The organism is Corallococcus llansteffanensis, from assembly GCF_003612055.1.
Lineage (GTDB): Bacteria > Myxococcota > Myxococcia > Myxococcales > Myxococcaceae > Corallococcus > Corallococcus llansteffanensis.
The window spans coordinates 1-13885 of record NZ_RAWB01000255.1 but is presented as its reverse complement, the minus strand read 5'-3'; the positions used below and the strand labels follow the sequence as shown (position 1 = coordinate 13885).

Annotated in this window: 13 protein-coding genes; 6 read left to right on the top strand and 7 right to left on the bottom strand. The window is 68.0% G+C overall.

Annotation, left to right across the window (positions count from 1 at the left end; genetic code table 11):
- Positions 1 to 77: 77 nt before the first annotated feature.
- The 3 genes from D7V93_RS23015 to D7V93_RS45115 are packed head-to-tail and all read right to left on the bottom strand — an operon-like array spanning position 78 to position 1824.
- Positions 78 to 833, bottom strand: coding sequence for a DUF5953 family protein (locus D7V93_RS23015; protein WP_120645458.1), 756 nt, complete (start codon positions 831 to 833; stop codon positions 78 to 80).
- Entirely contained in the window at positions 830 to 910 is an 81-nt protein-coding gene (locus D7V93_RS46795) for a hypothetical protein (RefSeq protein ID WP_244237454.1), read from the bottom strand. Before D7V93_RS46795 ends, D7V93_RS23015 begins: the two co-directional genes overlap by 4 nt.
- A gap of 50 nt (positions 911 to 960) precedes the next feature.
- Positions 961 to 1824 (bottom strand): hypothetical protein, encoded by an 864-nt coding sequence (locus D7V93_RS45115; protein WP_158623828.1) that lies wholly within the window; start codon positions 1822 to 1824, stop codon positions 961 to 963.
- Between the two features lie 152 nt (positions 1825 to 1976).
- Between D7V93_RS45115 and D7V93_RS23005 the strand changes: the two genes are divergently transcribed.
- From D7V93_RS23005 to D7V93_RS44490, 4 genes are all read left to right on the top strand, one after another.
- A complete protein-coding gene (locus tag D7V93_RS23005; RefSeq protein WP_120645456.1) occupies positions 1977 to 2414 on the top strand; it encodes a DoxX family protein in 438 nt (145 codons plus the stop codon).
- Between the two features lie 157 nt (positions 2415 to 2571).
- Complete coding sequence (locus D7V93_RS23000; RefSeq protein WP_147451283.1) at positions 2572 to 3966, top strand: hypothetical protein; 1395 nt, start codon at positions 2572 to 2574, stop codon at positions 3964 to 3966.
- Between the two features lie 1437 nt (positions 3967 to 5403).
- The gene (locus D7V93_RS22995; RefSeq protein ID WP_120645454.1) at positions 5404 to 5994 is read left to right on the top strand and encodes a leucine-rich repeat domain-containing protein; all 591 of its coding nucleotides are present in this window, start codon (positions 5404 to 5406) and stop codon (positions 5992 to 5994) included.
- Positions 5995 to 6018: 24 nt separating this feature from the next.
- Positions 6019 to 7722 (top strand): hypothetical protein, encoded by a 1704-nt coding sequence (locus D7V93_RS44490; protein WP_147451282.1) that lies wholly within the window; start codon positions 6019 to 6021, stop codon positions 7720 to 7722.
- 299 nt (positions 7723 to 8021) lie between these two features.
- Here D7V93_RS44490 and D7V93_RS22990 read toward each other — a convergent pair whose 3' ends face one another.
- Positions 8022 to 8780: a DUF1338 domain-containing protein gene (locus D7V93_RS22990; RefSeq protein WP_120645453.1), complete on the bottom strand. Its 759-nt coding sequence runs from the start codon at positions 8778 to 8780 to the stop codon at positions 8022 to 8024.
- A gap of 96 nt (positions 8781 to 8876) precedes the next feature.
- Positions 8877 to 9770 (bottom strand): LysR family transcriptional regulator, encoded by an 894-nt coding sequence (locus D7V93_RS22985; protein ID WP_167509489.1) that lies wholly within the window; start codon positions 9768 to 9770, stop codon positions 8877 to 8879.
- A gap of 104 nt (positions 9771 to 9874) precedes the next feature.
- On the opposite strand from D7V93_RS22985, the gene D7V93_RS22980 reads away from it, so the two are divergent.
- Both D7V93_RS22980 and D7V93_RS22975 read left to right on the top strand, forming a co-directional pair.
- The gene (locus D7V93_RS22980; RefSeq protein ID WP_120645451.1) at positions 9875 to 10480 is read left to right on the top strand and encodes a glutathione S-transferase family protein; all 606 of its coding nucleotides are present in this window, start codon (positions 9875 to 9877) and stop codon (positions 10478 to 10480) included.
- 98 nt (positions 10481 to 10578) lie between these two features.
- On the top strand, positions 10579 to 12081 hold the full coding sequence (locus tag D7V93_RS22975; RefSeq protein WP_120645450.1) for a TLP1 C-terminal extension domain-containing protein: 1503 nt from the start codon (positions 10579 to 10581) through the stop codon (positions 12079 to 12081).
- An 88-nt stretch (positions 12082 to 12169) separates the two neighbouring features.
- Here the strand turns inward: D7V93_RS22975 and D7V93_RS22970 are convergent, their stop codons facing one another.
- Both D7V93_RS22970 and D7V93_RS22965 read right to left on the bottom strand, forming a co-directional pair.
- Positions 12170 to 12715 carry a hypothetical protein gene (locus tag D7V93_RS22970; RefSeq protein ID WP_120645449.1) on the bottom strand — a complete coding sequence of 182 codons (546 nt, stop codon included), beginning with the start codon at positions 12713 to 12715 and terminating at the stop codon, positions 12170 to 12172.
- The gene (locus tag D7V93_RS22965; protein WP_120645448.1) at positions 12712 to 13626 is read right to left on the bottom strand and encodes a class I SAM-dependent methyltransferase; all 915 of its coding nucleotides are present in this window, start codon (positions 13624 to 13626) and stop codon (positions 12712 to 12714) included. The genes D7V93_RS22970 and D7V93_RS22965 overlap by 4 nt, the downstream gene beginning before the upstream one ends.
- Between the last annotated feature and the right edge of the window lie 259 nt (positions 13627 to 13885).

Here is a 13885-nt window from a genome sequence, read left to right as displayed (position 1 = left end):
CCTTCCCCCGGGCCGCGACGCCTCTCCCCACACACGTGCGAGCGCAGAGGGCTCTTGCCTCCGGGCGGCAACGCGGATCAAGACGCTGCGCGTCCGCCGATCTCCGGGAAGCGCTCATAGGCGCGCTTGAGCGTGTCCAGATGGGCAGGGTCGTCCAGGTCGAGCGGCGCATCCGTGAGCCGCACGACCCACCCGCCCGTCGCCGTGCGCTGCGTCCGTGAGAGCAGTTCGGTGTCGCGCGCAGGGTCCGGGAACCCGATGGCCCGTGCGGCGGCGGCCGACCAGTAGTTCAGCCACCCGAGGTAATAGGGAGTTTCGGGCGAGCGGATGTGCTCGAAGATCTTGAGGGCGGGCAACCCCCGGCGTGGGGCCGGCGGCCCTTCCCGCGTGGGTGCTATCTGATACGCGATGTCCAGCGCAGCACCGTCCGGCGTCGCCTGCCCCCAGAACGCGCGTGTGCCCTCTGCCACGGCTTCAAGCACATCCGCCGCTGCAGCGATGAGAGTCGCGTCCAGTGGCAATTCCGCATGAACTTGTAGCTGTGACTGACCGCCTGGGCTCACATACGCTGATTGAGGCTGCCCAGAAATCATCACGGGGTAGCGCTCATCGCCATTGCATACCAGCGGAAACTCGCCGCGCGTGCTCGCCTCAGCCAACCACGCATCACGTTGTGGCAACACGGCAAGCCGCTGCTTCTCGGTCACTCTCCACTCCAGGCGCAAGCCTGGCAATGCTCGCTCAAAGCCATGGACGGCGGCGATCGTGCGGTCGTCGTCACCCGTTAGGGCAGGTGCATAGACGTTGAGAAGGAGGGGGCCTTGAGTGGTCATCTTTTGCACCCCGTGACGACAATATTGAGGGCCGGATTCCGTCGCAACAATACGTCTTTGTGTTGTTGGGTGCTCACTCCAATGACGAAGCCATATCCACATGCAGCTGCGGCTTCTCGCTCCTTTTCTACGGGTTGCCCGCTTCCGCGTACAGCACGAACCCCTCGACGGGCATGGGTGCATGGGGAACGAGCGTCTCCACGAGAAAGAGGTTGTCGCAGTGCTCGGCGTTCGGTCCGCCAAAGACAGTCTTGATGGCCGGCTCCACGCACTCTTCCGCGGAGAGACACGCGCTGCCAGCTTGAGCGAGCCTGCGAACGATGTGCGCGGGATGAACGCTCCACTCCTGGCTTCCAGAAACGATTCGCGTGCCGAGCTGGCCGAACTGGCCGAGCCACCGCAGGAGATCCACCCGCTGTGACTCAAAAAACATGTCGAATTCCGTCCTGGGCGGGCGGTCGCTGGAGGGAGAGATCCATTCGGTCACACGCGCCTCTGGCATGGCCGACTCCGCCCATGCGGCCACTGCCGTTGGGTCGATGAGATGAAACCGCGTCCACGTACGCCCCATCGGCGGTTCGCTGTTCCAATAACGCGTCACCTCCTGACCGACGAACCCTGAGAGTTCGACGCGCCCAGCGGCATCCACCTCCATCAAGAACTCGGGGGTGCTGTCGTAGATGTTGTACTGAAAGGCGGGCACGCCCAGCCGCGAGGAAAGGCGTGCGAGAAGCGACGGGGTCCCCTGCATCAGGAGTTCGAAGGGTGCGGTGCGCAGGACGGTCCACCCGGGGGCGCCGTGAAACCCCGCAAGGCCCCAGCGCTGCACCTCGTCACCGAGCCCGTACTGCATGCGATCGGACCGCTCCGGGGTGCGCGGCCTGGGGGTTGTCAATCGCCGCCCCGCCTCCACCAACAAGCGTGAGAGTTCCCTCTCGACCCGGGCGATATCCGCACACTGGATGAAGGCCACGTTGAGCCACGTTCCCATGGAGGATGCGCCTGCCTTTCTCAGCTCCGCTTTATAAGGGCGTGCCCCGGCGAGGAAGAGGCAGCAGCCAGGCAGGCTCCGCCTCGCGGTGTGCACCCTCCCGCTCCCCACCTCATATTCCGGAAAGCGGAAGGCTGGAGCGGAGGAGACACGTGCTGCAAGAGATCCGGACAACACCCGTGCAGGACGTGGGTCGTGGGCTGCTGGGCGCGTTGATGGTCGGGGCCGGCACGGGGCATCTCAGCTTCGCGCGAGCGCCCTTCCAGGCGCAGGTGCCTGACTGGGTCCCGATGGACAAGGACACCGTGGTCCTGCTTTCCGGTGTGGTCGAGATAGGACTCGGGCTGACCCTGCTCTTCAACAAGCGGCACCGGGCCCTCGTCGGGTTGGGACTGGCGGCCTTCTTCGCGGCGGTTTTTCCCGGCAACCTGCATCAGTACGCCAAACACCTCCCCGCGTTCGGCCTCGATACGGACACCCAGCGGCTGGCGCGGCTGTTCTTCCAGCCCGTGCTGATGGGCTGGGCGCTGTGGTCCACCGGGGCCAGGCTCAAGACTGCCAGGAAGTCCGGGCCCCTGCCGCGCACCTGATGGGAGCGGAGCCAGGACAAGGTACGGTTGTCACCGCGTCCGGGGGGCGCGGCGAAGCGGCAATCGCAGACTCCTTCTCCATCATCAAACGAGCCCCGCCCGCACCTGCCCCGCAGCCGCCTTGTCTGGCACGGCGGTCGTGCATCAGAGTTGCCGCATGTCCAGCGCATGCGCTCTCGTGCTCGCCGCCGTGCTCACCGCCACCGCCTCGTCCTCTCCCACGAAGGAGGCCGACGCGGACCTGGATGGCGACGGCACGCGCGAGCACATCACGCTCGAGGTGACGAAGCCCGGCGCCTTCCGGCTCAGCGCTGGCGCGGCCGTCGCCGAAGGTGAGCTGCCCGGAGTGCGCGGCGTCACCGTGCTGGACCTCGACAACAGCGACAAGCTCCGTGAGGTGCTCGTCCACGGCGAGGCGCGCTTCCGCCTCTTCCGTCAGGAGGGCACCGCGCTCCGGGAGGTGCCGCTGCCTCCCGGGACACCGAGCGCCTCCGGCAACGGCTTCCTCCTCTGCGACGTCCCCATGGCAGACGGCTGGGCACGCCGCGACAAGTACCTCTACGACGCGAAGCAGCCGGGCTTCACCGAGGTGCCGCAGGAGCTCTACGCCGTGGGCCGCGTCCTCCCGCCTCCGGGCCAGGTGCTGCTCCAGCAGACTCCTGGAAGCACGGACGTCGTCACCCTGGTCGGGCCCGAGCGCGCCCTCTCGCTGCATGCCTTCAAGCCGGATCCGGCGGATGTTGATGGAGGCTGGTACCTCGCGGGTGTGGCGGGCACATCAGAGGACGTGCTCGGCTGGATTCCGGCCCGGGTGCTCCGGAAGAAGGTGAACGTCGACGACGGTGCGATGCTCGGGGCGACGGTCGTGCTGCCGGAGCTGTACGCCTCGGGCCTGAAGCCGAAGGTGGCCACCTCCTTCCCGCTGCTGCGCACGCGCCGGGACGACGCGGAGACGGTCGCGAAGCTGCGCGTGGGGAGCACCGTCACCCTGCTGGCCACGGAGGGGACGTGGTACCTCGTCCAGTCGGAGACGCGGCTGCTCGGCTGGGCCCGGGCCGGCACGCTCACGCAGGGGCTCTCGGCGCTGAAGAAGGCCGCGGTGCCCGACAAGCGCGCCCAGCTCTCCACCCTGCAGTGCCGCCTGCGCGCGGCGAGGCCAGCGCCTTCCGCCGGGCGCGAGGACTGGCAACCCGACGCCGCGGGCCTCATCCTCGAGAACGAGTACGCCAGCACCCTGGACACCTACAACTTCTGTCCAGACGGCCGGGTGGTGCTCGAGTTCCTCGTCGACGACTACAAGAAGTACGGCACCTGGACGCTCGACGGGGACACGCTGAAGCTGGAGCTCACGCGCAAGACGAAGCAGCTCGGCGTGGGGGAGCCCCTCGGACCTCCGGAAGGCGTGGAGGGCGTGCGTCAGTACCGCAAGACCACGCCCCAGGAAGGCACGCTCGCCGAGTCCCTCACGCTCGACTGGCGCGAGGTCCTGGAGGACGTGAAGACTCCCTCTCCCAGCTACGGGCCGAGGCGCGGTACCCCCACCTGCCGCTGAAGGGGCATCAAGTCGTCGAAGGCCCGTGGCGATGCCAAGCCGCATGGGCCGGCCAACCCCCCCCTGCGGCGGCAAGCTGCACCATTCGAACTCGCAGGGCAATCGCGACCATTGCGAGTGCAAGATCCTCCACAAGGCGAGTCTGGATGGCATGAAGGCCGGCGGATCGATCACGATGCGCATCACCTGGAACCAGGGCGGCTGGCTCTCCGACAGCCCGTGCGGGCAATGCATGGGCGCGCTGTGCGATGCGGCAGCCCACCGCACCGTCGAACATGCACGCGCCTCCGGGGCCCGTGGTCGGCAAGACGAAGGCGTTCACGAACGACGCGCTGTATGCGGCGGTCTGCGGCTTCTTCCGCGTGGAGGGGCAGAAGCATCCGCAGCGAGGAGTACGGGACTTGAACCCGTGGGCAGGGCGATAGCAAACCCCAGGCAGGACGCGCTGTTACCCGCTATCGCCTTGAGCTCACGTCGGTTCGTTGTGCCGCTCCATCCCGTCTCGCCCCGTCTTGTCCCGTTCTCAGCCCCGCTGGAGGGGCTCACTGGGGGCACATGCGGCCCACCAGGGTCGAGCGAGCGCGACCCGCGTGGCCAGCAGAATGGCCGCGGTGCGAGCTACCGTCCGCGCGGGTACACTCCACCTGATGGGGGACAGGTGATGTGGAAAGTCGGCAAATGGACGGGAGTGACCGATGAGCTGATGTTCCGGACGGTTCGCTACGAGCCCCCGCCATTCGAAGGCCTGCGAAGCAGTCATGGCCTGCTCTGGACCGGAGAGCTTTGGTTCGAGGATGAGCCCCAGCTGAAGATGGACGTGCACGCGCTGCGTGTCATCGAGGTGGTGCGGGCCCTCCGCGTCGCGACCGGGCCGAGAGCCGCCGCCCTTCGGAGCGAGATCCGCTCACTGACCGTGGAATGTCCGCGTCTCCTCGGCGAGTCGTTCGATGTTCGCTGGCTCACGGGCCTGACGGCACTCGAGGGCCTCCGGGTAAACTCGTCCACCGGCATCATCGGCGCGGGGGCCCTCGCCGGGCTGCCCTCGCTGCGCCATGCCGAACTCTCCTCGCGCAACCATGCGGAACCCTCCGCGGACAGGTATGACTGGGCCAGGCATCTGGCGAGAGGAATTCTTGACCTCGAGGGAATCGCGCGGAGCCGTAGCCTGGAGGTCTTCTGCCTTCGCGGAGGGGCCCTCGGCGACCTCCGTGCGCTGGCACGGCCTGATAACGCTCCGGCGGCTGGCCGTCCACGAGCACCAGCCCCTCTCCACCACGGGCCTCGAAGACCTTCCCCTCGAATCGCTGGAGCTCGCGCTTCCCGAAGAGGGCAATGACTTCTCGGCGCGCACGACGCTCCGCACTCTGCGTTCGCTCTCTTTCTCCGGGCGGCTCTCCGTCTCGGCGGCCCGGGTCATCGCGAGGTGCCGGGTCCCCCATGCTGAATCTGTCCGATGTCGAGGACGACCCGGACCCCGCCGTCTTCGCGGCGCTTCCCGACGCGGAGGAGTTGCATCTCCAGCTCCCCACGCTGGACAGGTACAGCCAGGGCTCGCGACTTCCCATGACCGCGCTCACCGTGGGCTATGTCGACGACGCGGCGCTTCGCCTGCTGGCGCGCGCGCCACGATTGCGCACCCTCGACATCAAGAGGCTGGCCGCGACCGACCTCGCGCCCATCGCGGACCACCCGGAGCTGTGCGCGCTCGGCTTCGACACCGCCTTGAGGCTTCGTTCACTCGACCAGGTGCCCACTGCCGTCTTCCTGGGGGACCGAAATCCGCCGCGCCGTCCCAACGAGCTGGTGCTGACCAACAACCCACTCGCCTCCATCCGGCAGCTGGTCCACCTGCGAGGCGTGGAGCACCTGGACCTCAGCGGCTGCACCGAGCTCACGTCCCTGGGGGGGCTGGAGGGAATGGACGCGCTGCGCACGGTCCTGGCTGACAAACAGGGCCCGCTCGAGCTGTTTCCGCCGAGCCTCTGGTCGCGGGTGGATTGGTCGAAACGGCGCATGCGTTCCTACTGACGTCCGCTTCTGCGGAGGAGAACCATGAAGCGAAGCATGAATCGGGCAGCAGAGATGCAAAGACGGACCTCACTCCAATTGCTATTACTCTCTCTCATCCCCTTTGTCGCGGCGGTGTACCCGACGGTGGTCATCGCGCAGCCTACGGTCATCACATCGCAGCAATGCGTCGCAACGCAGAGCCGCTGGTCTCGCAACATTCCGGTTTGCTGGGAGGCCAGCGCCATGGCGCCCGAGTTCGAGACGTCCCGCCTGCAGGTGCGTGAGGCGGTACGCCGGACGTGGGAGAACCATTCTTCGCTCACGTTCTTTGGTTGGGATGTCTGCCCCACTCATCCCCAACTGCCCTTTCCCGGCATCCGCATCGCGCACGAGGACAGACCGCTCAAGACCGGAGAAAAGCCGAACGACAACGCACCGCATACCAAAGGGCTTGGCACGGCACTCCGCGGGGTGCCGGGCGGAATGGCGCTGAACTTCACCTTCAAGAACTGGGTGACTTCTTGCTCCGCCACGGAAGAAGCGCGGCTGAAGTGCATCGACACTGTTGCGGTCCATGAATTCGGTCATGCGCTCTCCTTCGGCCACGAACAGAACCGGCCCGATACCCCCCTCGCGTGGTGCAACGACGCACCCTCAGGGAGCGCGTGCACTGCAGAGGGCACCTGGGATCGCGCATCGGTCATGAACTACTGTTCAGGCTCGTGGAGTAACAATGGCCATTTGTCGGCCGGCGACATTGCAGCGGTGCAGAAACTGTATGGCCCGGCCGTCGCGGACCCTGGCGTGCGCATGCTCGTCTTCAATGGATTGACCATTGCATGGAGTGCGCGGGGGACTTTGCCCGGCATGACATGCATCTCACTCAACGAAGGCGCTGAGCCTCCGGGCGTCTGGGATGACAATTTCTTCTGCACGCCCTCGACGACGACCACGTTCCGATGGTCTACGGCTGGACCAATCGCCGGAATGAACTGTGTACAAGTCTACGAGGATGCCGAGCCGGCTGCCACGACATGGACGGACAACTTCCTGTGTTCCAGCAATCCGAACTTGCACATGTCTTGGAGCGAAGCGGGCGTCGTCCCTGGCCGCGCTTGCCTGCAGTGGTTCGAGCCTAACGACCCGCACACGTGGACAGACAACTACCTCTGCTTGTCGGACCGTTCTCCAGAAACGGAACCACGCGTCGTCTTCACGAAGACCTTCAAGTATGCTGCGGGTCTATTCGGCACCCGAAATGAGGGCCGAGATGAACTCTTCGGAGGAGCATGTCCGCCGAACTCCCAGCGGGCGTCGTGCATTGTCCGGGCGGAAGCCGACAGCTCGGCGAATTGCTACAACGTGTCGCGCACGGAGGGAGCAACCGATTGCTCGTGTCAGGCACACGTGGGCGCTGCGGCGTTGCAGTGGATCAACTGTGTCGGCCAGGTCTCTGTTGTCTGTCGCGCTGGAACGGCGCGGTGTGGCGACGATTGCGCGGACTTCCAGAACGACGCCAGACACTGCAGTGGTTGCGGACGCGCCTGCGCCGGGGGTGGGAAATGCGTCGCGGGTGTGTGCAGGTCGAAGGTGTGCCCTGATGGGAAGACGCTGTGTGGCGGCAAATGTGTGAATCTGCGGTCGGACATGAAGAACTGCGGAGAGTGCGGTAATGGCTGCAATGCCAAGATTCAACACTGCATGTCCGGCGAGTGTGTTCAGCGGGACCGTGAACCGGTTGATTGACAGAGGCGCGAGCCGTGACGACTCATCGGCCGGGCTCATGCATGACGGAAGGGGCACCTGACTCTTAGAGGCGTGGGCTCGGCAGCAGGCTCAGCAACGATAGGCTCGTCGGCGCGGATTCACTTACGCTCCCAACGTGCCGCGTCCCGCGGCTACCGGCCCCTTGGGCTGGACCGGATGCTTAAGGAGAAGCCCGGGCGCTGAAGAGACGAAGGGCCCGGAACCTTGCGATTCCGGGCCCTTCTTATTGGCGAGGAGTACGGGATTTGAACCCGTAGGCCCCGGCGTGGCGGTGCGCTTCAGCTCCGCTTCGTCATGTCGAACAGCGCGCGGGCCTGCGGGCCCAGGAAACCGTCGAAGCCGCCGGAGCGCTCGGCGATCTCGAAGTACGCATAGGGCCACATGCGCGTGCCGCCGCCCCGGAGCGTCAGGGGCAGGGGAGATGCGTGCGTGGCCGTCTGTCGCAAGGACGTGCCGGGTGCGCCCTCGATGTCTGTCTTCATGGGCACGCCCGCGTCGCGCATGCGCCGCTGCCACGCCTCCACGTCGTCCACCGCGCCGGTGAAGTGGTTCACCTTGCGGCCGAACGCGAGCAGCCACGCGCCGTACTGCGTCTCCTTCTCCAGCTCCAGCAGCCCAGCCTCGTCCGGCGGGGACGGCGGCGCGAACCACGCCGCGAGCGCGTCCACGTCCTCCGGCGGCGGCGGATCCACCGGGAGCGCGGCGAGCAGCTCGCGGGCGCGCGGCGACAGCTCCTCCGACTTCAGCTCGGAGAGGAAGACGCGCGGCAGCCCGTCCGGATGGGAGAGGTAGATGGCGGACAGGTGCGCGTCCGGGAACGTGTACGTCCCGGCCGGACGCCAGCCGAAGCGCTCGAACACCCGCGAGAACAGCGCGATGCCTCCGCCCGGCCGCGCGAGCGTGCGGAACGCGACGTGGTCGTTGCGGAAGTGTCCCCCTGACAGCGCCACGAAGGTGCGCGCGAAGGGGACTTCGGAGGCATAGCGCTCCCACAGCAGGTCCAGCAGCCGGGAGGCGTCGGAGGCGGAGGTCGTCATGTCCGCCAGTCTAGGGAGGTCGCCAGAAGCTCTCTAACAAATCGCGCAGCCAGAAACCCTCGGCGAGGCCGCTTCATCACCGCGCACAGGTGGGCCCTACTTCCGCTTCCGGCTGCGGGTCCGCTGCGGCGGGGGTTCCGCGAGTGTCGCCAGGGCATCGACGAAGAGCCGGACCTTGTTCGGAAGGTTCAGCCGGCTCGGGTAGACGACGTGGATGGCCCGCAGCATCGCGGGCTGGGGACCGAAGAGGACCTTCAGCCGGCCGTCGCGGACGGCCTCCCGGCAGACGATGTCCGGGACGCGCGCGATGCCGACTCCCGCGATGGCTGCCTCGCACGCGAGCTCGCTGTCATTCACCATCAGGACCGGATCGATCCGGGACTTCACCCCTCCGGCCTCCCACGTCTCGAACGCACTGAAGCCAATGCAGCGCGCGGAGCGGAGCTCCCTGGCGTCCGGCGTGCCGTGCTTCGACAGGAAGCGGGGGCTTGCCACGAAGCGGACCGCGCCCTCTCCCAGCTTTCGCGCGACGAGGGACGAGTCATTGAGCGGGCCCAGGTGGATCGCGACGTCGAAGCCCTCTTCGATGAGGTGGGGGCGGCGGTCCGCCAGCACCAGCTCCACCCGCGCCTGGGGATAGCGGGCGAGGTACTTCGAAATCACGGGGGTGAGGTACCGGCGGCCATAGAGCACGGGCGAGGAGACCCGCAGCAGGCCGGTAGGATCCGCCAGTCCTTGTTGGACCTCGCTGTTCGCTTCTTCGATGAGCGCGGCGATGGCGGAGCAGCGCTCGGAGTACATCACTCCGGCCCCGGTGACCCGCAGGCGCCGCGTGGTCCGTTCGAGCAGCCGCACCCCCAACCGCTCCTCCAGGTGGCGGATGCGCTCGCTGACGGTCTGCTTGGTGATGCCGAGCTTGAGTGCCGCCCGGGTGAAGCTCTCCTCTCGGACGACCGTCGCGAAGAGGACCATGTCGGCGGGTGGGATCATGGCCGTCAAGCCTAACCTGACAATGAGTTCGGCTGGGACCTCATTGTCGGAGCACTCCAGTCGCCGCATCGTGTGGCCTCACGCAACCCTCAGGAGTGCCACCCATGAAGCTCTACTTCGCCCCCAGGACCCGAGCGGTCCGTGCCCGCTGGCTGCTGGAGGAACTCGGCGTGCCCTACGAGCTGGTCAAGGTCAACATGGCTCGACAGGAGCACACCACGCCTGCCTATCTGGCGGTGCATCCCCTGGGCGAGCTCCCCGCCCTGGTGGATGGGGACGTCACGCTGCTGGAGTCCCTGGCCATCTGTCTGCACCTGGCCGACCGCTTCCCGGAGAAGCAGCTGGCGCCACCCGTGGGCTCCGCGGAGCGCGGCCCCTATTACGGATGGATGGCTTTCACCGAGATGAGCCTCGATTCGGTGGTGCTGGAGTTCTACCGAGACGCGCAGTCGCCGGAGGAGCGCAGGTACTCGGATGAGGAGGTCGCGAGGCACAGGACCCGGCTCACGGCCGTGCTCGACGTCATCCACGAGGGCCTCGGCGACCGTGAGTTCCTCGTGGGAGGGGTGTTCACCGCCGCCGACGTGGTGATGGCCTCCAGCCTCCACCTCGCGAACACGCTGATGCTGCTCGGCGGGCATCCGCGGCTGGTGGAGTACGTCCGGCGTCACTCCCAACGACCGGCGGTGCGCAGGGCCGTCTCTTTGTGAGGAGAGCCGCCGCCGAGTGACCCACCGGGGGCGGGACGCATTGACCGGAGCACGCCTCCGTGGGAGCACGACTTCGTGGTGCCACCAGGGAGCCAGGGATGAAGGCCGCGAACAGGATTCCCGTCATCGTGGGCGTGGGGCAGGTGAACGACCGTCCCGAGGATCCGCTCCAGGGGCTGGACTCGCGGGGCCTGATGGAGGCCGCGCTCCGGTTGGCGGATGCCGACGCGGGAGGAGGGTGGCTCGAACGGCTCGACTCGCTGGCGGTGGTGGAGCAGCTCTCGTTCCCGCGGTTGGGGCCGCTGCCGTTGTCACTGGCGGAGCGACTGGGGGCTCGGCCGCGCCTTCTTGAGCAGACGGCGGAGGCGAGTGGTGACAGCCCCGTACGGCTGCTCGATGAGGCCGCGAACCGCATCGCCGCGGGCGAGGTGGAGGTCGCGGCGGTCGTGGGCGGCGAGGCCCTGCGCACGGCGGCCCGGCGCGCGGCCCTGGCGGCCGGGGGCGCGCCCTCCGCGCACAACGCAGCGAGCACCATCGGCGTCCAGGCTCGTGAGGCCTACCGGCGACGCTACGGGTTGCTGGCGCCCGTGGACGTCTATCCCCTGTATGAGAACGCCTGCCGTGCCGCGTGGGGCCAGACGCTGGAGGAGGCGCAGCGGGAGAGCGGCCTTCTCTGGTCGTGCTTCTCCCAGGTCGCCGCGGGCAATCCGGGCGCGTGGCTGCGCGAGCCCCTGTCGGTGGAGGACATCCTCACGCCGTCCGCGGCCAACCGCCCCATCGCGTTTCCGTACTGGAAGCGGATGGTGGCCAACAGCTCGGTCAACCAGGGCGCGGGCTTCCTCGTCACCAGCCTGGCCCGGGCCCGCGCGCACGGCGTGCCGGAAGCCCGGCTCGTGTACGTGGGGCGGGGCGCGGCGGCCCACGAGGCGGAGGACTTCCTCGCCCGGGATGGCTACGCGGGCTCGCCGAGCATGGCGGTCTCGCTCCGCCGCGCGCTGGAGCTGAACGGGCTGACCGTCGATGCGCTGGATTGCGTGGAGCTCTACAGCTGCTTCCCCTGTGTGCCGAAGATGGCGCGCCGGGTGCTGGGCTGGCCGCTGGACAAGCCCGCCACCGTGGTCGGTGGCCTGACGTTCGGCGGAGGCCCCATCGCCAACTACATGGGCCACGCGGTGGTCCGCATGGTGCAACAGTTGCGCGAGCAGGGCCGCCAGGGCCTGCTCTTCGGCAACGGCGGCTTCGCGACGTACAACCACAGCCTCGTGCTCACGCGGGAGCCCCTGCCCGCGAGCGCGCGACCCCCTTTCCCCGAACCCCAGGCGGAGGCGGACGCCGCGCGGGGTCCCATTCCTCCGTTCATCGAGGACTTCACCGGCCCCGGCGTCATCGAAACGTACACGGTGTTGTACGAGCGGGACGGGAGCCCCCGGTTTGGCGTCATCGTCGGACGCGGCACGGAGGGCGCGCGCTTCCTCGCGAAGGTTCCCGCGCATGACGCGGCCGGCATCGGCTTCCTGTGCGACGGGAGGGTAGAGCCCGTCGGGAGCGCGGGCAGGGCGGTCCCCGGGCGCGGCGGGGACATCCTCTGGGAGCGGGCATAGCCCTGCGGGGCGCGGGTTCGAGTCCTGCCCCTGGGTGGTCCGGTCGCAACCCCACGGGCACCTCAGGCGAGCCCCACCCCGTGAACGCTTACGATTCCTGTTTCACGGTCTCGCCGGAACCACGGCCCGGGAGCCTGGTCTGCATGCCGGCGTTCAGCCAGGGTTCGAGCGCGAGCTGGATGCCGCACGCAGCGACGGTGACGAGCGCGGCCGTGAGGCCCGGGGCCTTCCAGGCGCCCAGGATGGCCGCCGCGGCGATGACCCAGGGGCGGATCAGCGTGAACGGCCCCAGGACCACCACGCTCGCGAGCGTCCGCACATCGGCCTCCGCCGCCGCCCAGACGCCCATGCCCATCAAGGTCAGGGTCGCGTACGGCAGGAGCACCCAGAGCAGGGCCTGTGCGCAGACGAGGAGCTGCGCGAACAGGCCCGGCGTGAACAGGCAGGCCCCGGCGATTCCGCAGCCCACGATCGCGGTCGTGAAGAGTCCCCGCCCCATGCCCCGGCGGATGGCGTACCGGTAGAAGTCGGCCTTGAAGATGCGGGCATCCCGGCCGGTGGCGACCCGGAAGCCGCAGAACGAGGCATCGGTGATGGCGAGCAGCGCGAGCAGCACCGGAAGGACGGCGTTCATCCGGTGGGCCCCAGCCTCGCGCGCAGTGGGCCCATGCTGCGCATGAGCGGCGCCCACAGCTCCGCACGGGCACCCAGCGTGGCGGTCATCGGGCGGAGCACGGCACCGAGGAAGTTCCGGGCACCGTCGAGGGATGCGCAGGTGAACCCCGTCGCCGTCCGGGCCGCCGACAGCAGGGTCTCCGTGGAATGGACGCGCCGTGCGGAGACGACACCGTCGTGGCGCGCGAGCGGCTCACGCATGCGGGTCTGGTGGAAGATCCACGCGCCCCAGGGCGAGAGCACCGAGCGCTGGATGTCGTAGTGAACGAAGGCGTGCCCCTGCCGCTGGCCCGCGAAGAACGCGTCAAGGTCGCTCCCACGGAAGTGATGCATCACGCCCGTGGAGATGAAGACGTGACCAGGCTGTTCGAGCTGGAACGCGTTGGCGACCTTGAGCTCGCATGAGAGGGATTCCTCTTCAGCGAGCCGCCTGGCGTTTTCAATCAGCGCCACGTTCATGTCACAGCCGATGATTTCAACATCGCGTCCCAGCCGGCCATGCGCCGCGAGCGAGCGGACGACGTAGCCGAGCCCGCACCCGACGTCGACGATGCGCAGCGGAGGCTTCACGCCGGCGTCGCGCAGCGCTTGCAGCAGGGGTAACAGCACGCCGCGGAGGCGGTCTGCTTGCAGGAACTCCTCGCTCAGCCGCTGCAGCTCGATGTGCGAGCGCAGGAGGGCCAGATTGCAGGCCTCGACGTCGAGCGTGTCATTCGAAGCGGGAAGCCGCTGCACGAGCCGCGCGGCGGACCGCTGCCCGTTCGCCATGAGCCGCGCCACGACGGACTCGCGCGACACCGGCCGGGGCTGGAGCGTCGCGACGTCGTAGTCGACGATGAGGTCGGAGATTTCCAGCAGGTCGGAGGACATTCCAGCGCGGTCACGGTGGGCCAGCGGATTGTACCGCATCGCGCGTTGGGACACCGGGGCGGTGAGCCGCCCCGGTGTCGGCCCTGCCTACTCGCGCGATCCCGTCAGCCCCGGCGGGCAACTGAAGGTGGCCGGCACGGACCACAACTGGCCTTCGTCGCTGGCGTCGAGGGCGGTGAAGAAGATGCGATTGCCCACGCGGGTGAACGAGTCTGGCAGCGAGACGTCCGCCAGCTGGCCCTGCGTCGCCACGGAGCCC